Origin of the sequence: Janthinobacterium sp. 13, from assembly GCF_002749695.1 — a bacterium.
GTDB classification, from domain to species: Bacteria; Pseudomonadota; Gammaproteobacteria; order Burkholderiales; family Burkholderiaceae_D; genus Janthinobacterium; species Janthinobacterium kumbetense.
Genome location: NZ_PEEQ01000001.1, coordinates 529,458 through 554,431 on the forward strand (window position 1 = coordinate 529,458; position 24,974 = coordinate 554,431).

The 24,974-nt window shown below is 66.1% G+C and carries 15 protein-coding genes; 2 read left to right on the forward strand and 13 right to left on the reverse strand.

Going from position 1 to position 24,974, the window contains the following annotated elements; all coding sequences use genetic code 11:
- Positions 1-175: 175 nt before the first annotated feature.
- Complete coding sequence (locus CLU94_RS02190) at positions 176-838, forward strand: thiol:disulfide interchange protein DsbA/DsbL (RefSeq protein ID WP_099664413.1); 663 nt, start codon at positions 176-178, stop codon at positions 836-838.
- Position 839: 1 nt separating this feature from the next.
- Here CLU94_RS02190 and recD read toward each other — a convergent pair whose 3' ends face one another.
- From recD to CLU94_RS02215, 5 genes are all read right to left on the reverse strand, one after another.
- On the reverse strand, positions 840-2,798 hold the full coding sequence (recD, locus tag CLU94_RS02195) for an exodeoxyribonuclease V subunit alpha (RefSeq protein WP_099664414.1): 1,959 nt from the start codon (positions 2,796-2,798) through the stop codon (positions 840-842).
- On the reverse strand, positions 2,788-6,459 hold the full coding sequence (gene recB, locus CLU94_RS02200) for an exodeoxyribonuclease V subunit beta (RefSeq protein ID WP_099664415.1): 3,672 nt from the start codon (positions 6,457-6,459) through the stop codon (positions 2,788-2,790). The genes recD and recB overlap by 11 nt, the downstream gene beginning before the upstream one ends.
- Positions 6,456-9,875 (reverse strand): exodeoxyribonuclease V subunit gamma, encoded by a 3,420-nt coding sequence (gene recC / locus CLU94_RS02205; RefSeq protein WP_099664416.1) that lies wholly within the window; start codon positions 9,873-9,875, stop codon positions 6,456-6,458. The genes recB and recC overlap by 4 nt, the downstream gene beginning before the upstream one ends.
- Positions 9,876-9,950: 75 nt before the next feature.
- Positions 9,951-12,998 carry a CHASE domain-containing protein gene (locus CLU94_RS02210; protein WP_099664417.1) on the reverse strand — a complete coding sequence of 1,016 codons (3,048 nt, stop codon included), beginning with the start codon at positions 12,996-12,998 and terminating at the stop codon, positions 9,951-9,953.
- 143 nt (positions 12,999-13,141) lie between these two features.
- Positions 13,142-14,032: a LysR family transcriptional regulator gene (locus CLU94_RS02215; protein WP_099664418.1), complete on the reverse strand. Its 891-nt coding sequence runs from the start codon at positions 14,030-14,032 to the stop codon at positions 13,142-13,144.
- Positions 14,033-14,140: 108 nt separating this feature from the next.
- Here CLU94_RS02215 and CLU94_RS02220 point away from each other — a divergent pair, with 108 nt between their 5' ends.
- The gene (locus CLU94_RS02220) at positions 14,141-15,133 is read left to right on the forward strand and encodes a cyclase family protein (protein WP_099664419.1); all 993 of its coding nucleotides are present in this window, start codon (positions 14,141-14,143) and stop codon (positions 15,131-15,133) included.
- 1 nt (position 15,134) lies between these two features.
- Here the strand turns inward: CLU94_RS02220 and cobA are convergent, their stop codons facing one another.
- The 8 genes from cobA to CLU94_RS02260 all read right to left on the reverse strand — a co-directional run bounded on the left by cobA (position 15,135) and on the right by CLU94_RS02260 (position 24,967).
- On the reverse strand, positions 15,135-15,899 hold the full coding sequence (cobA, locus tag CLU94_RS02225) for a uroporphyrinogen-III C-methyltransferase (protein WP_099664420.1): 765 nt from the start codon (positions 15,897-15,899) through the stop codon (positions 15,135-15,137).
- Between the two features lie 14 nt (positions 15,900-15,913).
- On the reverse strand, positions 15,914-17,092 hold the full coding sequence (locus tag CLU94_RS02230; protein ID WP_257218650.1) for a CmpA/NrtA family ABC transporter substrate-binding protein: 1,179 nt from the start codon (positions 17,090-17,092) through the stop codon (positions 15,914-15,916).
- A 157-nt stretch (positions 17,093-17,249) separates the two neighbouring features.
- A complete protein-coding gene (locus tag CLU94_RS02235) occupies positions 17,250-17,888 on the reverse strand; it encodes an ANTAR domain-containing response regulator (protein ID WP_099664422.1) in 639 nt (212 codons plus the stop codon).
- A 76-nt stretch (positions 17,889-17,964) separates the two neighbouring features.
- Positions 17,965-19,464 (reverse strand): CoA-acylating methylmalonate-semialdehyde dehydrogenase, encoded by a 1,500-nt coding sequence (locus CLU94_RS02240; protein ID WP_099664423.1) that lies wholly within the window; start codon positions 19,462-19,464, stop codon positions 17,965-17,967.
- A gap of 13 nt (positions 19,465-19,477) precedes the next feature.
- Positions 19,478-20,272 (reverse strand): 5-deoxy-glucuronate isomerase, encoded by a 795-nt coding sequence (iolB, locus tag CLU94_RS02245; RefSeq protein ID WP_099664424.1) that lies wholly within the window; start codon positions 20,270-20,272, stop codon positions 19,478-19,480.
- On the reverse strand, positions 20,269-21,186 hold the full coding sequence (gene iolE / locus CLU94_RS02250) for a myo-inosose-2 dehydratase (protein ID WP_099664425.1): 918 nt from the start codon (positions 21,184-21,186) through the stop codon (positions 20,269-20,271). Before iolE ends, iolB begins: the two co-directional genes overlap by 4 nt.
- A complete protein-coding gene (iolD, locus tag CLU94_RS02255; RefSeq protein ID WP_099664426.1) occupies positions 21,183-23,024 on the reverse strand; it encodes a 3D-(3,5/4)-trihydroxycyclohexane-1,2-dione acylhydrolase (decyclizing) in 1,842 nt (613 codons plus the stop codon). The genes iolE and iolD overlap by 4 nt, the downstream gene beginning before the upstream one ends.
- Positions 23,021-24,967 (reverse strand): bifunctional 5-dehydro-2-deoxygluconokinase/5-dehydro-2-deoxyphosphogluconate aldolase, encoded by a 1,947-nt coding sequence (locus tag CLU94_RS02260; protein WP_099664427.1) that lies wholly within the window; start codon positions 24,965-24,967, stop codon positions 23,021-23,023. Before CLU94_RS02260 ends, iolD begins: the two co-directional genes overlap by 4 nt.
- Positions 24,968-24,974 lie beyond the last annotated feature (7 nt).

Here is a 24,974-nt window from a genome sequence, read left to right on the forward strand (position 1 = left end):
AATGGAATGACACAGCGTTTTCGCCCTGCCACCCTGCCTTTGCATTTTCACACAAAAATTGGAACGATATTATCCAATATTCGGAATAATAAACATTTATTACATCAAAGCAACACCATCCAACATTGACGTCCTATTATGATTGTCTTATAGTTAATTTTTAAAGGGAGCGTCCATGCGTTTGCACCAAGTCATCCTGGCCTGCGCCAGCTTCGCCGCCGCCGGCGCCTTCGCCTCGCCGCAAGCGCCCGTGCCGGGCGCCGATTATCTGGTGCTGGCCACGCCGCAACCGGCACAGGCGGCGCCTGGCAAGGTGGAAGTGATCGAATTTTTCATGTACCACTGCCCCGCCTGCAACGCGCTGGAGCCTAGCCTGACCCGCTGGGTCAAGGAGAATGCCGCCAGCGTGTCTTTCCGCCGCATCCATTTGCCGCACACGCCGGCAAATGATCCGGAAGCGCATTTGTTCCTGACACTGGAAGCGCTGAAGAAGGAAGAGGCGCTGCACGCGCAAGTCATGCACACCTGGCACGTGGAACGCAAGCGCCTGGCCAGCGACAGCGACAACCTCGATTGGGCGCTGAAAAATGGCCTGGACAAGGCCGCCTTCGAAGGCGCCTACCAGTCGTTTGGCGTGCAGACCAAGCTGAAAAACCTGCCCCGCCTGGCCGCCAGCTACCAGGTCGACAGCACGCCCACCCTGATCGTGGGCGGACGCTACCTGACCAATCCATCGATGGTCGCCGGCGCCAACCCGGGCTTGCCGCGCCAGGGCGTGGAGCAAGCGACCCTGCAAGTGGTCCAGGCGCTGGTGGCGAAGGCGAAGCTGGGGAAGTAAATCAGCCGATCAAGCCCCGCAGTCCGCTGGCGCGCTGCGTGCGGCGCAAGATCGCGTCGAACAGCACGGCCTGCGTGGGCGAGACCAGCGTAAAAAAGTCGCGCGCGCGCGTGATGCCCGTGTAGACCAGTTCGCGCGCCAGCATGGCGCCGCCTTCCTGCGGCAGCACCAGCACAGTATGGCGGAATTCCGAGCCCTGCGACTTGTGCACCGTCATGGCGAACGCCGTCTCCACGTGGCGCAAGCGCGTGGCCAGCACGCTGCGCACGTTCTCGCCTTCCAGGAAATACACGCGCAGGGAGCCGGGCCGCGCAGGGTCGCGCAGGGTCAGCCCGATGTCGCCATTGAACACGCCCGTGCCGTAATCGTTGCGCGTGACCATCACGGGACGGCCCACATACCACTCGCTGCGACGTATCAGCCCTTCCTTTTCCAGCCGCAGCTCGATGGCCGTATTCAGGCCCGCCACGCCCCATTCGCCCTCGCGCACGGCGCACAGGATGCGGAACGCTTCAAAAGCGTGCAGCACGGCGCGCACCCAGTCGTCGTGCTGCGCATAGCCCTCCTCGCCCGCATTCACCAGTTCCAGGTAGGGCTGGTAGCCGCCCGGCGCGTCGCTCCTGCCGCGCAAGGCCAGGCGCAGCACCTCGTCCGGCTGCGCGGTCACGCTCCACGCCAGCTGGCCGCCGCTCTCGCCGGCGAAACAGGCCTTCGCCAGGTCCGGCCTGCCGCCGTTCACGGCCAGCGCCAGTTCGCCAATCGGACCGCTGAAACGGTGGCTGTGACGCAGCATCACCGTTTGCTGCGCCAGCGCGCCCGCCGCTCCCGCAAAGGCAGGTGGAATGGCCACGCCGCTGGCCGCCTGCGCATACGCGATGGTGTCGGCCGTATAGCCGCCCGCCTGCGCGTCGTGGCACAAGTCGCCCAGCACGGCGCCCGCTTCCACGGACGCCAGTTGATCCTTGTCGCCCAGCAGGATCAGGATCGCCGTGAACGGCAAGGCGTCAAGCACCGACGCCATCATCTCCAGGTGCACCATCGACGCTTCATCGACGATCAACACGTCGACCTCGAGCGGATTGCCCGCGTGGTGGGCAAAGGCGCGCGTATCGGGCCGCGCGCCCAGCAAGCTATGCAGGGTGCGCGCCGCGCCCATGCGCCGCGCCAGTTCCAGCAGGGGCAAGGCATCGCCCGCCTTCGCCGCCAAGCCTTCCAGCGCCTTGTCGATCGACTGCTTCAGCCGCGCGGCCGCCTTGCCCGTGGGCGCGGCCAGCGCGATGCGCAGCTGCTCCGGCTGCGGCGAGACGGCAAACAGCAAGGTCAAAAGGCTCGCTACCGTGTACGTCTTGCCCGTGCCGGGACCGCCCGTGATGATGGCCACCTTGCCGCGCAGGGCGACGGCGCACGCCACTTTTTGCCAGTCCGGGCCACCGTCCCGGGTCGGCTGGTCGAACAGGATGTCGAGCCATTGCCGCACCTGCGCCAGCGGCGGCGTGTTCAAATCCTGCGCGCGCAAGGCGATTTTCCCGCCCACCAGGGTTTCGTCGCGCCAGTAGCGGCGCAGGTACAGGCGGTCGCCATCGAGCACCAGCGGCTGGCGCACGTCCGGCGCATCCACCTGCCACACCTGCGGCGCGCGGGCCAGCAGCGCGCGCCAGCCTGCGGCGCTGGCGGGCAGCGGGCCGGAAACGGCCAGCACGCCATGCCACAGCTCCTCGCTCCAGCCCAGCAGCTGCGACGGTTCGCCAGCCAGGTCGGACAGCATCAAACAGCTGTGGCCCCGCCCTTCCAGCTCGGACAGCACCACGCACGCCACGGCCACGGCGGGCGCATCCGGCGCCTGCTCGTCCAGGCTGGCGATGAAGCGGGCAAAGGCGGCGCTCAGGCGGCGCAGATGGCCATCCTCGGCGACGCCGTCGACATGGGCAAACAAGGCGTTCATCTGTGCGTCATGCTGCATGGTGTTCCGTTTCTTCTAACAGTTGATCGAGGCCGTCCAGCAATTCCAGCTGCGGCGCCAGCCAGTAGCAGCCATGCGTGTCCGCATTCGCGATACCGCGCAGGAACAGGAAAATGGCGCCGCCCAGGTGCTCAGCCGCATCATAGGCATCACCGAGCCGGCTTTTCAGCAACCGGTGCAGGGCCAGCATGTAGATGGCGCCCTGGATATCGTAGCGGTGCTGCGCCATGCCGGCGGCCAGCGCCTGCGTGTGGTACGCACCGTCGTTGGCGCCCAGCGCATTCGACTTGTAGTCGAGCACCCAGTAGCGGCCATCCCGTTCGATGACCAGGTCGGCAAAGCCTTTCAGCATGCCGTGCAGCTGGCGCCGCGGCAGCACGGGACGCGGCGCGCCATCGAGCAGCAAGCGCGTGCACAGCTGGTCGAGCGCCCCCGTGGACAAATGCTCGCTGGGGAACCAGAACTCCATCTCGGACAGGGTGCTATCGAGCTGCGACAGCGACGCATCGAGCAGCGGCAACGGCGTGAGGGCGATTTCCCTGAGCCAGGCGATGGCGTCTTCCTGGCGATGGCCCCAGCCGGCCCGCTCGCAGCGCGCGGCCAGGCGCGTGTCGAAGTGCGCCTCGTGGACGCTGTCAAAACCTTCGCTGCCCATCCACTCGAGCTGCTCGTGCAGGAAATTGCCGGGCACGGAGCCGCGCGGGAAGCGGTGCCATGGCGCGTCGCCCGTCTGCAGTGGCGACACGGCGGGCACGCCCGTGCCATCTTCCAGCAGGGTCTCTTCCAGCGCCCGCTGCGGCACGTGCGCGGCCGCCACGGCGCCGATCTGGCGCGTCAGCGACGTAAAGCTGCCCACCGACCAGTCGCGCTCGAATTCACCCGCGAACACGGGGGCGGGCCGCAATTCAGGGCGCCGCTCGACCCGGTCCAGCACCGTGCAGGCGTCGGGCTGCGCCAGGGAAGCCACGTAGATGGCGTCGCAGTCGCCCGCCACCTGCTGCCAGCGCAACAGCAATTGCTCCGCCGGCAGCTTGTCGCCGCCCGTCAGCAGGTAGCCGAGCGCCGATTCGTGCAAGGTGTTCTCGCCCGCCTTGCGCGCCGCCTGGGCGGCCACGCCCAGCCACAGGAAGTGGCGCGCGCGCGTCAGCGCCACGTACAGCAGGCGCAAGTCTTCCTCGATGCGCGCTTCCTCGACCGCCGCCATGGCCTCGTCGGACAGCGACAGGTCGAGGCGGCGTTCGCCTTTGTCATCCGCATAGTCGAAGAAACTGCGGTTGCGCTTGTCCACCTTGCGCGCCGTGACGGCAAACGGCAGATATACCAACGGGTATTCGAGGCCCTTGGATTTGTGCACGGTGATGACTTTCACCAGCTCCGCATCGCTTTCCAGGCGCAGCACGCGCTCGTCGCCGCCCTCGCCTTCGCCGGCAATCTGCTCGGCCAGCCAGCGTATCAGCGCCTGTTCGCCATCGAGCTGGCGGCTGGCCGATTGCAGCAGTTCGGCCAGGTGCAGCAGATTCGTCAACCGCCGCTCGCCGCCCGTCTGCTGCAGCAGCATGGCGGGCAATTGCAGCTCGTGGATGAAGCGGCGCAGCATGGCCAGCACGCCCTGGCGCTGCCAGATCAAATGCAGCGCCTTCAGCTGCTCGACCCGGCGTTCCCATTCCAGTTCGTCGCTGGACAGGCGCGCCAGCTCGCCCAGCGACAGGCCGATGGTGCGCGTGGCAAACGCGGCGCGCGCCAGTCCCCCGTCGAGCGGGTTGGCCAGCGCCGCCAGCCAGCGCAGCACGTCTTGCGCTTCCTCGCTGTCGACGACGGAATCCTTGTCGGACAGGTAGACGCTGGCGACCCGGCGGCGCGCCAGCGCGCGGCGGATGGCCGCCGCTTCCTTGCGGTCGCGCACGAGGATGGCGACGTCGGCCGGCTGCAGGCGCGTAAAACCGTCGGGGCCATCGAAACCGGCTTGCGCATCGCCCAGCATGGCGACGATATGCTCGGCGCAGTGCTGCGCGAAATACTCGCGGTAGCTGTCGCCGCGCAGCCCTTCATCGCTGGCGCAGGCGGCCAGCAGCGCTGGCAGCGGGCCGCCGGCGTTCACCAGGTGCTCGGCGCGGCCCTTGGCGTCGACGGCGTCGAACGGCAGCGGATTGTCATCCCCTTTGCGGTAGCGGAAGGCACCGAGCGGTACTTCGTCGCGTTCGGCGTGCAGGAACAGCTGGTTGACGGCCGCCACCAGCGGCGCCGTCGAGCGGTAGTTGGTGCCCAGCTGGTAGTGGCGCCCGGTCGTCGCGCGCCGCGCCGCCAGGTAGCTCTGGATGTCGGCGCCGCGAAAGCCGTAGATCGACTGTTTCGGGTCGCCGATCAAAAACAGGCCCAGGGCCGGGTCGTTGTCGGCGATGCGGTACAGCAGGTTGAAAATCTGGTACTGGGCCGGCGCCGTATCCTGGAATTCATCGACCATGGCCAGCGGATACTGGTCGATGATGCGCTGGCGCAGTGCCGCGCCATTCTCGCCGGCCAGCGCGTCGTGCAGGCGCTGCAGCATGTCGGCAAAGCCGAACTGGCGCGACTGGCGCTTCAACTGATCCATGCGCCGCGCGATGGCCGCCGCCGCATGCAGGTGCAGCTTGTGCGCCAGCGGCGTCAATGCGGCCAGGGCGATCCCCAGCGCCTCCGTATGCGCGAAGCACTCGGGCACCTGCGCCGTGAAACTCTTGGCAAACGCATCTTCGATGCCGAACGGCGTCAAGCGTTCCCACGCCTTGGCCGTGATGGCCGGCTGCAGCAGCAGCGGGTCTTGCGCCCAGCGGCGCAAGCCATCGAACCACTTCGCCAGGTTCTCCGGCTTCATCTTGACGCCGTTGAAACACTTGGGATTGGCGGCGCGGTGGTCGTTGATCCACGCGGCCATCTGGTCCACGCGCTCGACCCAGCCCGCCTTCAGCGTAGCCAGCTGCGCGGCCAGCGCCCGCTGTTCGCGCGCGATCAGCGCAGACAACGGTTCCTCGTCCGCCATGCCCATGATGTCCGCGCGGCGCGCCAGCTCGCGCGCGCCCTTCTTCAGCGCCCCCACGTCGGGCCAGCAGGCCAGCAGCACGTCGAGCGCCTGCGGCGGCAAGGGATAGACTTGCTGGCGCCAGTAATCGTGGGCCGCATCCTCGAACAGGGCTTGCTCGTCGCTGACCAGCTCTTCGTCGAACAGGCTGCCGCTGTCGAACGCGTGCTCGCGCAGCATGCGCTGGCACCAGGCGTCGATGGTGAAAATGGCCGCTTCATCCATCGTCTCGGCGGCCAGCATCAGCCGGTGCGCGGCCTTTTGCCGCTCGCTCTCGTCCGGATAGGACTCCAGCAAGGCGTCGAGAAACGGATCGCTGCCGCCGGATCCAATGCCGAATTCATGGCGAAAATAGGCAGCCGCCTCGATCAGGCGCTCGCGCACGCGGTTCGACAATTCGCGCGTGGCGGCGCGGGTAAATGTCATCACGAGGATGTCGGCCGGCAGCAGGGGACGCGTGAAACAGCTGTCGTCGTCGCCATGCCCCAGCACGAGCCGCACGTACAGCGCGGCGATGGTCCAGGTCTTGCCCGTGCCGGCCGACGCTTCGATCAGGCGCGAGCCGTGCAGCGGGAACGCCAGGGGGTTGAGCAGATGGCTCGTCATTGTTCTTCTCCCGCGCCGTCATCGGGCGCGCTGATCGGGTCGATGGTGATGTGTTCTTGCAGCCAGTCGGCCAGCGGGCCATACAGCTCCCGCGTGCAGTCCTGCCACGCTTCTTCGGCGGCCAGCGCGGAAAACTCGGGCCACAAGCGCGCCAGGCACAGTTCATCACGCTCGCCCGAGATATCGAAGCCGCCATCGTAGACGGCGCGCGGATCACCCTGCTGTACCAGCGCCAGCCCCGTCTTGCACGCCGTGGGCAGCGGATGGTTCATGCCTTCGCGCCACAGCGCCAGCAAGGTGGCCAGCGCTGCGCGCGAAGCGGCCGGATCGAGCGGCGCCATGCTGACGATGGCGTCGCGCGCCACCAGGTAGCCGGTGACGGAAAAGCCGAGGGCGGCGGCGGCCAGCTGGCGCAGCCACATCAGCATCAGCTTGTCGCCGCGCGCCAGGCCCGCCTTGTCCGTCACTTTCGAGGAAATCTGCATCAGCCAGGCCGTGTCGCGCCCGTTGCTGCACAATTTGTCGAGCCAGTCGTCGATCTGCACTTCGCCAAACGGCAAATTGATGGCGCGTTTGTCGGCCGCGTACGGGAACGAGGCACGCAAGGACAGCCACGCGCTGCGCACGGGCACCAGAGCCTCGACCAATTGCGCCTGCACTTGCTGGCCGATCAAGCCGATGGGCAGCACGCCTTCGCGCGCCAGCTTCGCTGCGCGCGCTTCCAGGCTGGCGCGCACATCGTCCGCCGCTTCCAGGGCCCCGCCGTCGTCCAGCATGGTGTCTTCCAGCAGATAGCGCTCGAGCGCATTCAGGCCGAACGGCTCTTCATCCTCGCCCAGCATGGCCGCGTCGGCGAAATACACGCTGAGGCGGCGGCGGAAAAAGTATTTGACGGGCTGGCGCAAAAAGCTGGCCAGCTCGCCCAGCTTCAGGCGCGTGCCGGGATCGAGCTCGTAAGGGCCCAGCGGCAGCACGGCGGCCTGCGCATCCGCATCGGCATGCGCGACGCGCCATTCGCGCGCATAGGTCAGCAAGCCATCGGCCTCGAAATAGCGGCGGCTGAACGGCTGCAGCGCATGCTCGGTGGTCAACGATACCAGGTGCCGGTCCAGCGACCAGCCGGCGGCCAGGTAATCGCGCAGCTGCGATACCAGCACGGACGGCGGCTGCTCGGAATTGTCGCGCACATTGCGCCCCACCCAGCTCACGTACAATTTATCGCGCGCGGCCAGCAAGGCTTCGAGCATCAGATAGCGGTCGTCGTCGCGGCGCGAACGGTCGCCCGGGCGCGCCATGCCGGGCAGCGCCAGCAAGTCGAAATCGGCCTTCTGCGCGCGGCGCGGGAAATCGCCATCGTTCATGCCCAGCAGGCACACGACGCGGAACGGCACGGCGCGCATCGGCATCAGGGTGCAGAAAGTCACGCCGCCGGAGACGAATTGATGGTTCAGGGTGGGCTCGTCCAGCGCGCCCAGCCACGCCACGCGCAGCACGGATAGCGGCACCGGCTCGACGAAGCCCGCGTGTTCGCAGGTTTCCAGCCAGCCCTGCAAGGCGCCTTCGAGCTGCGCCAGGGTCAAACGGTCGCCCTCGTCGTCGGCGTCGAAAAAAGCGGCCAGCAGCGCGCGCGCCTGCACGCCCCACTCGGCTGGCGTGCGCGCGCCGGCCAGCACCGTGCGCCAGTGCAGCAGCGCCTCGACCAGTTGCGCCAGCGAGCCGGCCAGCGCCGCATCGAGGCCGCCCACTTCCGCATACGGTTCGATGCCACCAAAGCTGGCGCCACTGCCGCTGGCATAGCCGAGCAGCATGCGCCGCACGCCGAAGATCCACGCATTCTGTTCCCCGGCCGCACCCAGCCCCAGGCCGGCGCGGTGTTCCTGGTCCAGGCCCCAGCGCACGCCCGCCCCTTCGATCCAGGCGCCCAGGGTGGCCAGGTCGTCCGGCTGCAGGCCGAAACGTGCCGCCAGCGCGGGCACGTCGAGCAAGTCGCGCACTTCGCTCTGGCGGCAGCGCTGCTGCGGCAGCTGCAGCAGCCACTCGAGCGCGACGAGCAGCGGGTTGACGCTGCGGTCCTTCACGTCGCCGATCTCGAACGGGATGAAACGCTCGTCATTGCGCCGGTACTGGCCGAAGACGGCGTGGATGGCGGCCGTGAAGGTGTCGATGTCGGGCACCATCACCACCACGTCGCGCGGACGCAGGCCCGTCTGGGCGCTGTGCGCGAACATGGCCAGCAGCTGGTCATGCAGCACTTCCACTTCGCGCTGCACGCTGTGCGCCACGTGAAATTCGATCGAGCGGTCGGCCGCACCGGGCGGTGTTTGCTCATGCTCGGCCAGCGGGCGCAGTTCGCGGATGGCCACCTGCACCTGCTGCAGCAGGGTCTCGCCCGTTTCCTCGCCAAACAGGTCGATGCGCAGGCTGTCGTCGCGCCCCTCGGCTTGCGCGTGTTCGTCGAATTCGTCGAGCATGCGGATGAAATCGCGCCCTTGCCTGCCCCAGCTGGCCAGCAGCGGGTGGCTGTGCGCATGCAGCGCTTCGAGCGGAATTTGCGCCAGGTCGGTGCCGTTGCGCTGCCGCTGGCGCTTGTTTTCCGCGCGCAGCAAGTCGCGCCCGTCGATGATGTCGCCCCAGTAGAACTGGCACGGATTGGGCACGGCCAGCACCACCTGCGTGTGGCGCGCCAGCGCGGCCAGCGCCTGCAAAGTCTGGTACGGCAAGGCCGACACGCCAAACAGCACGACGCGGCGCGGCAGCTTGCCGGCAGGCGCATCGCCGGCGGCGATCGCCGCCAGGAAGGCGTCGTGGATGTCGGCGCGGCCCGTGTCGCGCTCGAAAGCCTCGACGTCGCAACCCACGGCGCGCCACAACTGCGCCTGCCAGCGCTGGTCGTCCTTCAGTGCGATGGTTTCATTGCGGGCCGTGCGCAGCTGGTCGCGCCCCGCCGCCCAGTCGGCCAGCCAGTCGGCGCGGTAGACCTGGTACTGGTCGAACAAGTCGGCCAGGCGTTCGGCCAGCTGCAGCCGGCGCTCGCTGTCGCCATCGGCAAGGAAGTAGCGCAGCGGCGCGAAGACCGGGTCGGCCAGCAAGGACGGCAACAGGCGCATCAGACGCCAGGTCAGCGGGGATTTATCGAACGGCGACACGCGCGGCACGCGCTCGCGCCCCAGCATGCCCCGGTAGCTTTCCCACAGCAGGCGCGCCGGCAGCGCGATGCGCGTGGCGGCGCACACCCCCATCTCCTCGGCCAGGGCGATCTTCAGCCATTCGGCCACGCCGTTCGACTGCACCAGGAAGATATCCGTTTCCAGGGGCGCCAGCGGATGCTGGCGCAGCCACTGGAAGACGGCGGCGCGCAGCTGTTCCAGCTGGTTGCCATGCAGGATGAGGAGGCCGGGCGTGACGGGAGTATGCATGCTGATCCGATGGGTTGCCGCGTCTCCGGCCGGGTGGCCGGAGACGTCAAACGCGTATTATCGCCGCTGCCTGCGTCAGGGGGCGTCGCTGGCGGCAAATTCCACGGAAATTTGTTCCGCCACCTGCGCCAGGGCCGGCCCCAGGGCCGTCAGCAGGGCGCGCGCCTGCTGCAGGTCGCCGCCAAGGCGCAAGCCTTCGATCGACGCGCACAGGCCGGCAAAGGCATGGGCGCCGACGGCCAGCGCCGACGATTTGCTGCGGTGGCCCAGGTCGGCCAGGCGCCCCAGGTCTTCCAGCGCCATGGCTTGCTCCATTTCGGCGATGCCGTCGCGCGCCGTATCGAGAAACAGCTGGGTGTACTTGCGCATCTTCACGGGGTCATTGCTGAACGTGAGCGCCAGGGTGGCCAGGTCGAGGATGGCCGTATCGCGCAAGTCCGGCGAGGCGGCCGATGGCGACGCTTTCGGCACCGCCACCAGCCTGTCGCCCGCGCGCGCATGGCCGATGCCGCCGATGCCGCCAATCCCGCCACGCAGGCGAAACCATTTCGCCAGCAGGTGGAACAGCAGGTTCGGGGCGATCGGCTTGGTCAAAAATTCGTCCATGCCGGCCGCCAGGCAGCGGGCGCGGTCTTCGCTGCCCGCATTGGCCGTCATGGCGATCACCAGCAGGCCGGCAAGCTGCGGGTCGGCACGGATGCGCCGCGTCGCCTCGAAGCCATCCATCTCCGGCATCTGCACGTCCATCAGCACGCAGTCGTAGCGCCGGTGGGCCAGCAATTCCAGCGCTTCGCGGCCATTGCAGGCGACGCAGACGGTGGCGCCTGCGTCTTCCAGCAATTCGCAGCCCACCTGCTGGCTGAAGACGTTATCTTCCACCAGCAGGATGGATGCGCCGCGGATGACCCCCAGCACTTCCGGTTCCACTTCGGCGATGCGCTCGTCGCTGGCCTGCGCGCTTTTCTCCAGGCGCGCCGTGAACCAGAAGGTGCTGCCCAGGCCAGGTTGGCTGTACACGCCCACCTTGCCGCCCATGAGCTCCACCAGCTGCTTGCTGATCACCAGCCCCAGGCCGCTGCCGCCATACTTGCGCGTGGTCGACGGGTCGGCCTGGTGGAAGGAGCGGAACAGCTGCGCCACCTCTTCCTGATTCATGCCGATGCCGCGGTCCTGCACCTCGAAGCGCAGCATGCCGTGGCTGCCCCGCTCCTCGGACTGGCGCACGCGCACGAAGATGCTGCCATTGTCGGAAAACTTGATGGCGTTGCTGGTCAGGTTCAGCAAGACCTGCTCCAGGCGCAGCGGGTCGCCGCGCCAGCGCTGCGGCAGTTCCGGGGCAATATCGAACTGCAGCGCCAGGCCCTTGACGGCGGCCGCGTCGCCCAGCTGGCTGGCGATGTTCGCCAGCAGGGTATCGAGACGGAAGTCCAGCACTTCGAGTTCCAGCTTGCCCGCTTCGATCTTGGAAAAGTCGAGGATGTCGTTGATCAGGCCCAGCAAATGCTGGCCCGAATGGAAGATCTTCTGCAGATAGTCGCGCTGGCGCGCGTCGGCCACGGATTTCAGCGCCAGGTGCGCCATGCCGATGATGCTGTTCATCGGCGTGCGGATTTCATGGCTCATGTTCGACAGGAAGTCGCTCTTGGCCTGGCTGGCCGCGTCGGCCTGCTCCTTCAGCCGGTGCAATTCCGTCACGTCGGTGGACAGGCCGATCAAGCCCGTGACGGGACCGGGCAAGCCCAGGGGCACCTTCACGCTCCACAGGTGATGCACCTGGCCCTGCGCATCGACGAAGCGCTCCTCGCCGACGAACTTGGCGCCGCTGTCGAACACCTGGCGCTCCGTGCGCTGCACGGACGCCGCCGCATCGCCGAGCATCAACTCGCCATCCTGGCGGCCGATCAGCTGCTCCACCGAACGGCCCAGTATCTTCGCCGTGCGCGCATTCACGTAGCGGTAGCGCAGGTCGGCGTCCTTCATGTAGACGTAGGCGTCGACGCTGTCGAGCACCGTATCGAGCAGGGTACGCTGCGCCACCGCGTTGCGGCGCGAACGGTACAGGGTAAAGATGTAGCCATAAATGAGCAGGGTGCCGGCCACGCCGACGGCCAGCGCCAGCCACGGGAAATAGCGGTCGAAGGGGCTGTACAGCTCCGCCTTGCGCACGCGGAAATGGGCTTTCCACAGGCCTCCCTGGTACGCCACGGGCAGCACCTGGTCGAAATAATCGGCATCGCTGCCCGGTTGCGGCGGCGCCGTCGCCAGGTCGCCGTCATCGTTGAACAGCAGGCGGTCCTGCGGCGTGATGCGCAGGGCGCCATCGGCGGGCGTCGCGTCGGCGGCGCTGTACAGGGTCAGGTGCAGCGGCTCCAGCGCGCTGCGTTCGAGCGCGCTGTGCACCAGCTGCGCCACGCCAAAGCCGATGCCGACGGACCCCTGGTAGGCGGCGCGGCGCTCGGCCACGCTACCTTGCGGCATGCCGTTGCGGTACACGGGCAGGCGCATGCCCAGGCCCACGTGCGCGGGCGGCCCCTTGATCATGATCACCTGGCCAGACGCGCTGACTTCGCCGCTGTCGCGCGCCTGCGCCAGGGACTGCGCCACCAGCGGGTTGGCGCCGATATCGACGCCCATGCGTTCGGCCAGCAGGGAATCGGGTTCCAGGTAAGTGAGCACCGCGTATTCCGGCCGCTCCCCCGCGGGACGGATGGTGAAGGCGGGATAACCGCGCGGCGCCAGGCTGGTGTCGCGGCGCACGGCCTCGATGAAGGCGGCGCGCTGCGCCGACGGCACGGCCACCGCGTAATTGACCGATTCGATGGCCGGGAACTGGCGCGCGATATCGAGGCCGGCCACGTAATCGTGAAACTGCCGGCGCGTCAGCTGCTCGCTCGTGCGAAACAGGGCTTCGAGGCCGCGCAGCAGGTCGGAATAGCTTTTTACGCGCGTGATCAGGCTATGCTGGGCGCCATGCGTGAGGTTGTCGAAACGCTGTTCGGCATCGTCATCGACCGTGCGCGCCGCGCCCGCATACAGGGCGCCGCCCACCGCCAACGCCAGCAGCAAGCCCCCCGCCCATATCCTGATGCCTGATCCCGCCCCGCGCTTGCTCAAAGTGTGCATTGTCGATCGCTTATTCCGGTTTCCTTGAATGTGCGGCGCCCCGGCCGCCCAGCAAGTACGAGGATACTATCAAAGCCCCTGTGCGACGCACCTGTACATGAAAAAAAGCGCGTTCGATGGTTGCCCTGGAAAACACCTGGCGCCTAGGCCCCCCGCAGCGCCCCGGCCAGGAAGTCGCAAAAGGCGCGCACCTTTTCCTGCACGTGGCGTCCGTCGGGCGTCAAGGCATACACGCCGCGCCTGGCCATGCCGTGCGACGGCAGCACGCGCACCAGGGCGCCGCTGGCCAGCAGCGGCGCGGCGACAAACGACGGCAGCGCGCCCACGCCGATGCCCGCCGCCAGCATGTCGGCCAGCAGCAGGCTGCTGTCGGCGGAAAAGCGCACGGGCAGGACGATGCTGCTGTTCCCTTCCGGGCCGTCCAGCTGCCAGACGCCGGGGCTGTCGGCCAGCCGGTAAGCCAGGCAATCGTGGCCGTGCAAGTCCTGCGCCAGCCGGGGCGTGCCGCGCCGCGCCAGATAGGCGGGCGATGCGCAAATCATTTGCTCGACATACCCCAGGCGGCGCGCCACCAGGGACGAATCGGCCAGCGCGGCGCGGATGCGCAACGACACGTCATAGCCCTCGCCCACCACGTCGCGCAGGCGGTCGTCCAGGGTCATCTCGATTTTCACTTCCGGATGGCGCGCCATGAATACCGGCAGCAGCGGCGACAGCACCTTCAGGCCAAACGACAGTGGCGCATTCACGCGCAAGCGCCCCGCCACCTTGCCGGCGCAGCCGCGCGTGGCCAGTTCCAGCGCGTCGATTTCATCGAGCAGGCGGCAGCATTCCAGATAATAGGCGCGCCCGCCGTCCGACAAACTCATGCGCCGCGTCGTACGCACCAGCAGCACCGTGCCCAGATGTGCCTCCAGCTGGCGCACCTGCTTGCTGATGGCCGCCGCCGACTGGTGCAGGTCCAGCGCCGCCTTGCTGAAGCTGTCGCGCTCGACCACCTTGCGAAACACGCGCATGTGCGCCAGGACATCCATGATTCTTTCCTTGCAGTTGAATATCTTATTATTTTATCGCTGATTATCATTGGAATTGAAAATAATATGATGGCGGCTTCTTCATTCATGTCACGCAAGGAGTACCCCATGTTCAAACCATCCGCCACCCTGGCCACCCTGCTGCTGGCGCTGCTGGCCGGCGCAGTACAAGCCGCCCCGGCCACCGCCCTGCCCGAAGTGGGCATCAGCCCCTGGGGCCCGAAAGACGAGATCGGTCGCCTGAACCTGATGACGGCCGCCTCGCGCGCCGCCATCCTGGCCCGCATCGACGGCGGCAAGAGCTACGACCTGGCCGTCGATTTCTATGTCGGCATGCCCAGCTGGCAGGCGGCAGGCGACCCGCCCTACCAGATGTGGATGACGCACACGCCGAAGGGCAACGTGGTGGCCGACTCGATGCACGTGGGCGAACAGATGAACCGCCACGTCAGTTACACGGGCTCGGCCGTCTCCATGTATGCGCACATGGGCACGCATATCGACGCGCTCAACCACTTCGGCTTGAACGGCAAGATCTGGAACGGTTTTACGGAAGAGCAATACCTGGGCGACCGGGGCTGGACCGTGACGGGCGCGGAAAAACTGCCGCCCATCGTCGCGCGCGGCGTGCTGATCGACGTGGCCGTGGCCAAGGGGTTACAGCAACTGCCCGACAATTACCGCGTGACGCGGCAGGATTTGCGCGCGGCGCTGGCGCAACAGAAGGTGACGCTGGAAAAAGGCGACGTGGTGCTGATACGCACGGGCCGCATGCAGCACTATGAGCAGGCGCAAGCCTACATGGCGAACCCGCCCGGCCTGTCGCTGGACGCGGCGAAATTCCTCGTGGAAGATGGCGGCGCCATGGTGGTGGGCGCGGACAACCTCAGTTTCGAGGCGTTTCCCTCCGAAGTGGCCGGCAATTACCTGCCCGTGCACACGTATCTGCTGGCGCAGCAGGGCACGCCCATCCTGGAACTGGTCGACCTTGAAGGCTTGTCGCGCGACAAGGTCTACCAGTTCGCCTTCATCGGCGCCTCCTTGAAATTCCGCGGCGGCGACGCGGCGCCCATCCGTCCCGTGGCCCTGCCGATCCGCTAAATCACACGGCCGCGGCCAGCAAGGCACCATGGTCGTCCCAGGCATCGGCGCAGCGCACCACCTCGCCCACGACGATGATGCTGGGGCTGCCCAAGCCGCTGGCCAGCAAATCGTCCGGCAAGCGCTGCAAGGTGCTCAGCAGCTGGCGCTGGGCCGGCAAGCTGGCCGATTGCACCACGGCCACGGCCGTGCCGGGCGCCATGCCGCCAGCCAGCAAGCCGGCCTGGATGGCCGCCACCCTGGCCACGCCCATGTAGATGACGAGCGTCAGGCCGCTTTGCGCCAGCGCAAGCCAGTTCGGTTCGGACGCGCTATCCTTGCCGTGGCCCGTGACAAAAATGGCGCCCTGGCTCCAGCCGCGGTGCGTCAGCGGCACGCCGATGCTGGACGGCGCGGCCAGGCCGCTGCTGATACCAGGGATCACCTCGACGGCCACGCCGTGGCTGCGCAGGTAGGCGCGCTCTTCGCCGCCGCGCCCGAACAGATAGGGATCGCCCCCTTTCAGCCTTACCACGTGCAGGCCGGCGCGCGCTTCCGCCAGCATCAGGCGCTCGATGAAGGCTTGCGGCGTGGAAGCACAGCCGCCCCGCTTGCCCACCTCGACCACGCGCACGCCGGGCGCCGCATGCGCGAGGATGGCCGGATTGACGAGGTCGTCGATCAGCACCACGTCGGCCCGCGCGATGGCTTTTACCGCCTTGATGGTCAGCAAGTCCGGATCGCCGGGACCGGCGCCGACCAGGGTCACGCTTCCAAGTTGCGCCATGATGAACTCTCCAATCAGAAAAAATGGCCGATGGCAAACGATGCCGCATACGCTTCCGGCGCGCTGCCGTCCCACACGACGCCATCGCACAGGGTCGAGCTGCGCAGCGGTGATGCCGGCAAGGGCGTGCCCGTCATTTCCGCCGCCTGACGGTACAGGTCGATGCGGTTGACTTGCCTAGCCACCGCCAGGTAATCGGGTTCGTCGCGCAGCAAGCCCCAGCGCCGGTGCTGGGTCATGAACCACATGCCGTCCGACAGGTAGGGGAAATTGACGGCGCCGGCGCCGTAAAACTTCAAACCGTGCGCCTCATCCCACGTCTTGCCCAGACCATCCTGATAATGACCGAGGATGCGCGGCGCCAGCGTTTCCTGCGGCGTATTCAGATAAGCAGGCTCGGCCAGGGTGGCCGCCATGGCCAGCCGGTTGGCATCGCTGGCGTCGATCCAGCGCCCCGCCTCGAGCACGGCGGCGATCAGGGCGCGACAACTGTTCGGATGCTGGTGCGCAAACGCGGCGCTGGTGCCCAGCACCTTGCCCGGATGGTCGGGCCAGATGGCGCCGCTGGTGGTGGCCGTCACGCCCACGCCATCGACGATGGCCTTGTAACCCCATGGTTCGCCCGCGCAAAAGCCATCCATCTGCCCCGCGCGCAAGGCCGCCACCATCTGCGACGGCGGCACCGTCATCACGCGCGCGTCGCGCAGCGGATCGATGCCCTGCGCGGCCAGCCAGTATTGCAACAGCATCGCGTGGTTGCCGGTCGGGAAAGTATGCGCAAACGCAAAGGGCCGCGCCGCGCCGCGCATGTGCCGCGCCAATGTGGGGCCATCGTGGGCGCCCTCGCGCGCCAGCGCTGCCGACAGGGTGACGGCCTGGCCGCTGTGATTGAGATTCATCAATACGGCCATGTCGTGCCGCTGCCCGCCAATGCCCATCTGCACGCCATACACGAGACCGTACAACACATGGGCAGCGTCGAGTTCGCCGCTATTCAATTTGTCGCGCACGCCGGCCCACGACATCTCCCGGCTCAGTTCGATCTTGATGCCGTATTTTTCATCCAGGCCCAGCTTTGAAGCCATCACCAGCGAGGCGCAATCGGTCAGCGGCAGGTAGCCGATGCGTATCGTCTGTTTTTCCGGCTGCAGTGGGCGCGTCGGGTGGGCATTGGCGCCCGCTTGCTGTGTCATACCATTCCTTGCTGATAAATACTGTTTTGCCGTGCCGACATGGGCAAGGTCATGCCCATCCAGCAGCAAGGACCGTGCCTGTGCATGCCCTGTCCCAGGCAGCTGGAAGCGCACCGGAATGGTGCACTGCACCAGCATGTGTCAGGAAATGGACGATTCATCCCAGCAAGTCCTCCACGTCGAGGATGCGCTGGGCAATGTCCGCCAGCTTGAGTTTCTTGTTCATGGCCATGCTGCGCAAGCGCTGGTAAGCCTGGTCTTCCGTCAAGCCATGATGCGTCATCAACAGGCCCTTGGCCCGTTCGATCACCTTGCGCTCAAACAACTTGTGCCGCGTGTCGAGCAATTCGGCGCGCAATTTTTCTTCCTGGCGAAAGCGCGCCAGCGCCACGTTCAGCACGGGCAAGATGCGCTCGGCATGCAAGCCGGCCACGATATAGGCGGACACGCCGGCCGCCATGGCCGCATCGATGCTGGCCGTGGCGCCGTCTTCCGTAAACAGCACGATGGGACGGCGCTCGTCGCGCGTGGCGATGACGATGTGCTCGAGCACGTCGCGCGCATCCGATTCGGCGTCGATGATGATGAGGTCAGGCTGCAGTTGCGCGATGCGCTCGGGGAGGTAAAGGTCGGCTGGCAGGGAGGCGACGATGTCGAAACCCGATTCCAGCAAGCCGATGCGCAGGGCATTGCCGCGCTGCACCTGGGCAGCCAGGGCCGCATTCTCGTGCACGCCGTGCTCGACAATGGTGTTGACGACAACGATGCGCAAAGGCTGGGTACGGCTGGACGTCATGGGAGCGATCTGCAATGGCTAAACAATTAGCCATTGCAGTAAGCAAGAAGCGAACCAGCCGGTTTTACAGCGGATTTTACTTCAAGGTCGGCATGGCAAACTCGGCGCCCGCCGCCGTCGAGGCCGGCCAGCGCTGGGTGACGGCCTTCTGTTTCGTGTAGAAACGCACCGATTCCGGGCCATGCGCGTGGTGGTCGCCGAACAGGCTGCGCTTCCAGCCGCCGAAGCTGTGGAAGGCCATGGGCACGGGGATCGGCACGTTCACGCCCACCATCCCGACTTGCACGCGGTGCGTGTATTCGCGCGCCGTGTTGCCGTCGCGCGTATAAATCGCCGTGCCGTTGCCGTACTCATGCGCGTTGACGAGGTCCAGCGCGGTGGCGAAATCGGGCACGCGCACTATACAAAGAACGGGACCGAAGATTTCCTCTTTATAGATCGTCATCTCCGGCGTGACATGGTCGAACAGGCTGCCGCCGAGGAAAAAGCCGTGCTCATGGCCCGGCAAGACGAAACCGCGCCCGTCACTGACCAGCTTGGCGCCTTCCTTGACGCCCGTGGCGATGTAGCCGGCAATTTTGTCCTTGTGCACTTGCGTGACCACCGGGCCCATTTCCGCCTGTAAATCCATGCCTTGCGTAATCTTCAGGGCCGCAATACGGGGCACCAGCGCCTCGACCAATTGATCGGCCACATTGCCCACCGCCACGACGACGGAAATGGCCATGCAGCGCTCGCCCGCCGAACCGAAGGCGGCGCCCATCAGGGCGTCGACCGTCTGGGGAATGTCCGCGTCCGGCATGACGACCATGTGGTTTTTCGCGCCGCCCAGCGCTTGCACGCGCTTGCCCTGCGCGCAGCCGGTGGCGTAGATGTACTCGGCAATCGGCGTGGAACCGACGAAACTGACGGCGCGCACGTCCGGGTGGTGCAGCAAGCCATCCACGGCTTCTTTATCTCCCTGCACGACGTTGAAGACGCCGTCCGGCAAACCGGCGTCCGTCAACAGCTGCGCCAGCAGCAGGCTGGCCGACGGGTCGCGCTCCGACGGTTTCAAGACGAAGGTATTGCCGCAGGCAATCGCCATCGGGAACATCCACATCGGCACCATCACGGGGAAATTGAACGGCGTGATGCCGACGCAGACGCCCAATGCCTGGCGGATCGACCAGGCGTCGATGCCGCCGGCCACTTGCTCCGAATATTCTCCCTTCATCATTTGCGGGATGCCGCAGGCAAATTCCACCACTTCGATGCCGCGCGTGACTTCCCCTTTGGCATCCGTGAACACCTTGCCGTGTTCGGCCGTGATCAGGGCCGCCAATTGATCCGCATGTTCTTCCAGCAATTCCTTGAACTTGAACATGACTCTAGCGCGGCGCAGCGGCGAGGTTTGCGACCAGGCGGGAAAGGCCGCGTGGGCGGCGGCCACGGCCGCATTCAGCTCGGAAGGCGTCGCCAGCGATACTTTCGCCGTGACGGCGCCCGTGGCAGGGTTAAACACGTCGCTGGTGCGCTCGGAGCGCGACGCCATGGGGTTGCCACCAATAAAGTGGCCGATCATCGGGGTAGTCATTGTCTTGTCCTTGTTATTTCGTCATCAGCCAGTCATGGGCCGGGTCGTTTTTAAAGTGCCACACGCGTTTCGGGCCGGCCATCACGTTCAGGTAATAGCCATCGTAGCCATACGGCACGGTGACGGGGTGGTAACCCCTGGGCACCATCACCACGTCGTGGTTTTCCACGGCCATGGCTTCGTCGATGCTGCGGTCGTCCGTGTAGACGCGTTGGTACGCAAAGCCCTGCTCGGGATTGATGCGGTGGTAATACGTTTCTTCCAGCGAACTTTCCAGCGGGATATTGTCGCTGTCGTGCTTGTGCGGCGGATAGCTGGACGAATGGCCGGACGGCGTGACCACTTCCACCACCAGCAAGCCATCGGCCTCGGCTGTCTGCGGCAGGATGTCGCACACATAGCGGGTATTCGCCCCCTTGCCGCGCACGGAGCGCGTCATCGACTGCGGGTCGATCAGGCGCGCCGGGCGATGGGTCGTGGCCGGCGCACTGCACAGCGCCACTTCCGCGTTGCCCACGGCCGTGATGCCGACCGTGGTTTCCAGCGGCGCATACACGGCGTAGGGCGAGACGTCTTCAAACACGCTCTGGCGATTGCCGATGGCTTCCCAGGTCTGCCCGCCCGCCTGCACCGTCACCGTGCCCGTCAGCACGACGAGGCACAGTTCGCGGCTGCCCGTCTCCAACGTCAGCTGTTCGCCTGCCGCCAGCCGGTGCGCGGCAAAGCCCACGTGCGTCCAGCCGGCCGACTCTGGCGTCACTTCGACGATGGCCGAACCGGCCCTCGCCTTGACCAGCAGCGGGCTCATGCCGCCTCCCGCCCCAGGCGGGGAATCGCGTCGACCAGGCGTGCCAGGTAATCGTGGCCCATCTTGGCATACTGATAGCTGGGGGCCACGGCCGGATCTTGCTCCGCCTCCACCACCAGCCAGCCTTCGTAGCCGTGCAAATACAGGCGCGTCAGGATGGCCGGAAAGTCGATGCTGCCGTCGCCGGGGACGCTGAAGGCGCCATTGATGACGGCTTGCAGGAAACTCCAGTGGCCATTTCTCGCCAGCTTCACCACGTTGGGGCGCACATCCTTGCAATGCACGTGGCAGATGCGATCGATGTGCTTGTTCAAGACCGCCAGCGCATCGCCGCCGGCAAAGGTGATGTGGCCCGTGTCGAACAGCAAGCCGACCTCGGCCCCCGTCAAGGCCATCAATTGGTCCACGTCCGTCGGCGTTTCCACGTAGGCGCCCATGTGGTGGTGGTAGGCCAGGCGCACGCCGTGGCCGAGCAAGTGTTTCGCAAACGCCGTCAATTTGTCGGCATAGTCCTGCCATTGCTGCGGCGACTGGAAACGCGGACGTTTATACAACGGGCGGGCTTCGCCCTGGATGGCGTCCGCCACTTCGCCGTAGACCATGACGGTGGCGCCACTATCGGCCAGCAAGCGCAGATGCGGCCCGACAGCGGCAATTTCCTCTTCCACGGACCGGTGCGCCAGCCGTCCCGAATACCAGCCGGACACGCAGGCGAGATTATATTTGCCCAGCACGGCGTTCAGGGCCGGGGCATCCTTGGGAAACTTGTTGCCCAGTTCAAAGCCCACGTAGCCGATCTCGGCGCCTTCCTTGAGGGCTGTTTCCAGCGGCGTTTCGCCGCCCAGGCTGGGTAAATCGTCGTTCATCCACGAGATCGGGTTGATGCCGATCTTCACATTCCATGTAGTAGTCATTTTTGTTGTCCTTGGCGGTCAAGTTCATAACGGGCGCGCGCCGCTTGCACGCCGGCTTGTGTCGAGACTTCGGGTACGGCCACTTCCCACCAGCAACCGCCCTCCTCGGTCGTGCGCGTGGCGTCCGTATTGATGCAGATCAAGTAGGTGCGGCTGGCGGCGCGGGCGCGCAGCATCGCCTGTTCCAGTTCGTGAATATTGGCCACGTGCTCGGACAGCGCTCCCAGCGACCGGGCATGCAGGGCGAAGTCGATGGCGGGTGCGCTGTCGGGCAACATATTGTTGAATGACGCGTTGCCGCACGCCTGCTGCAATCGGTTGATGCAGCCGTAACCCCGGTTGTCGAGCACGACGATGATGAGTTTTTTATCCAGCATGACGGAGGTGGCGATTTCCGAATTCATCATCAGATAACTGCCGTCGCCCACCATGACGATGACTTCGCGCTCGGGCTTGGCCATCTTGACGCCCAGGCCGCCGGCGATTTCATAGCCCATGCACGAATAGCCGTATTCCATGTGGTAGCCGCCGGGCGTGCTGGTGCGCCACAGTTTGTGCAGCTCGGCCGGCAGCGTCCCCGCCGCGCAAACGACGATGTCGCGGGCAGTGGAGTCAGCAGAAGAGCGCTGCACGGCGCCGATGACTTCGCCGTCATACGGCAAGCCGTCCACCTCGCGCTGGCCAGTAATGGCCAGGACGGTATCGCGCCATGCGTTCCCAGCCTGCTGTGCGCGGTCCAGCCACTGGCCCGCGCTATTCCAGTTAGGCAAGTACCGCGACAAGCCCTGCAAGCCAAGTGTCGCGTCCGCCTGCACGCCCAGGCCACGGCGTTTCAGCGCATCGAAAGCGTTGACGTTCAGGCTGACCAGTTGCGCTTGCGCAAACAGGGAGTTCGAGCCCGTCGTGAAATCCTGCAAGCGCGTGCCGACAGCCAGCACCACGTCCGCCTGCGCCGCCAGGGCATTCGCAGCGGGCGAGCCGGTGACGCCGATGGCGCCCAGCTGCAGCGCATGATCCCAGGGCAGGGAACTTTTGCCGGCCTGGGTTTCCGCCACGGGGATGCCGTGGCGCTCGGCAAACGCCTGCAAGGCGGCACCGGCCTTGCCGTACAGCACGCCGCCGCCGGCCACGATCAGCGGCTGTTTCGCATGTTTCAGCAAGGCGGCCGCTTCTTCCAGTTCCTGCTCGACGGGCGGCACGGCGCGGAAACGCACGGTGCGCGGTTCGAAAAAGTCGGCCGGATAGTCATACGCCATCGTTTGCACGTCTTGCGGCAGGGACAAGGTGACGGGGCCGCAGGCGGCCGGGTCCGTCAAGGCGGCAATGGCGCGCGGCAAGGCCGTCAGCAATTGCTCCGGATACACGATGCGGTCGAAATAGCGCGATAAAGGTTTAAAAGCGTCATTCACCGACACGCTGCCGTCGCCGGCGTCTTCCAGCTGCTGCAATACGGGGTCCGGCGCGCGCGAGACGAACACGTCGCCGGGCAACAGCAATACCGGCAAGCGATTCACGTGGGCCAGCGCGGCGGCCGTCAGCAAATTGGTGGCGCCGGGGCCGATGGAACTGGTGACGGCCAGCATGCGCCGGCGCATGTGGGCTTTCGCATACGCAATGGCCGAGTGCGCCATCGCCTGCTCATTGTGGGCGCGGTACGTGGGGAAACTGTCGCGGTACTGGTACAGCGCTTCGCCCAGGCCCGCCACGTTGCCGTGGCCAAAGATGGCGAAGGCACCGCCGAACAGGGGGATCAAGGAACCATCGCCCTCTTCCGTGCGCAGGACGGCCAGGTAGCGGACTAAAGCCTGGGCCATGGTCAATCTGATCGTGGCGCTCATGCTGCACGCTCCAGGCGGTTGCGCATGCGCTGCCACAGGGCAATGAGCTGCTCGAAGTTGGCGCGCACGGCGGAGATCAAGCCCGCATCGTCGAGTTCGCCCGCCAGCCAGCGGCGGCTCGGTTCCTGGAAGATGGTGCGTCCCACCATGAAGCCGCGGCACGTCGTGCTGGCACTGGCTTGTTCAAAACTGGCGGCCAGGGCGGCAATCGGCGCGTTCAAGCCCAGCAGGACGACGCCACGGCAATACGGATCGCGCTCGTGCACGAGGGCATCGATGGCTTGCCATTGCTGGGCTGACATGCTTTCCAGCTTCCACCATTCCGGGTAAATGCCCAGGTTGTACAAGCGTTTGACGGCGCGCAAGACCGTGTCGTCGCCGTGCGGCAAGGATTCCGACGGTATGACTTCCAACAACAGTTCGTGACCGCTCACTTGCGCCGCGTCATACAGGGCCTTGATCTGCGCTTCCTGTTCCAATCGGTTTTCCACGGTATCGTCCGGATGCAACTGCACCAGGCACTTGATCACGTGTTCCTTGGGCCAGCTGAGCAGGTGCGAACCGATGGAGCGGCCCCAGTCGAATTGCAGCGGATTGGAACCGGGCAATTCCACGGGACGGCCGATCCACCAGCCGCGCCCCGTCGCATCGTTGAGCGCGTCGACGCCATAGCGTCCATCGATCAGCACGCCCGTCTTGCCAGCCAGTTGCAAGGCCGCTTCCGTCTGCGCCACGGCTTGCACCATCAATTGCTTCAGGGCGTAAATAGCCGATTCGGGCGCGCCTGCCTGTTGCGCCAGCTCAAAGAATTGCGTGCGGTGATCGAAGGCAAACACGCACAGTTCATTCCACTCTTTGCGCGCCACCGTCGTGCGGTGCAGGCGCGACAAGGTGGCGTCCTGGTCCGGTTGCGTCAGTTTTGCCGCATTGGCCAGGAAATAGTCGAGCTCGATGGGCGACGGCATGGCCGGCGCGCAACCGTGGCGCGACACGACCAAGGCGCCGCAGCCATTTGCATAGCGGCAGCACGCCTCGTAATCCTCGCCGCGCAGCCAGCCTTTCAAAAAGCCCGAGAGAAACGCGTCCCCGGCACCCAGCACGTTGAGCACTTCGACGCGCACGCCCTGATAGTTGAAAGCCGCATCGAGACCGGCTGGAATGGCCGCGTCGATGACGGCGCAGCCCAGCGGCCCCCGCTTGACGACCAGCGTGGCACCGCTCACGGCCCGCACGGCGCGCAGGGAGGCCATGATGTCGGCGCCGCCGCCGGCGATCATGAATTCCTCTTCCGTGCCGACGATCAAGTCGAACTGCGGCAAGATCGCCTGCAGGTGGCGCGTCACGCCGTCGTTCGAAACGAAACGCGTTTCGCCGTCCGCCTTGCCCGATAAACCCCACAGCACGGGCCGGTAATCGATGTCGAGCATGGTGCGCACGTTGTTGGCGCGCGCCAATTTCAGGGCCTGCGTGCTGACGGCGTGCATCGTAGCCGTCGAAAAATGCGTGCCGGTGATCAACAGCGCCTTGCTGGAAGCGATAAAGGCGGCGTCGACGGCGGATGGCTCGATGGCCATGTCGGCGCAGTTTTCACGGTAGAAAATCAGGGGAAACGTGTTTTTATCCTTGATGCCCAGCATCACCAGCGCCGTCAAACGGTCGCGGTCGATGCCGACATGGCTGACGTCGCAACCCTCTTTCGCCAAGGTGTCCGTCAAGAAACGGCCCATGTGGTCGTCGCCCACTTTCGACAGCATGGCGGACTTCAAGCCCAGGCGGGCCGTGCCGAAGGCGATATTCGCCGACGAACCGCCCAGGTACTTGGCGAAACTGGTCGCGTCTTCCAGGGTGCTGCCGATCTGCTGCGCATACAGGTCCACCGCCAGGCGGCCCAGGCAGATCACGTCCAGCGCGCGGCCCTGGGCAAATTGTGTCGGGTTATTCATGGTTATC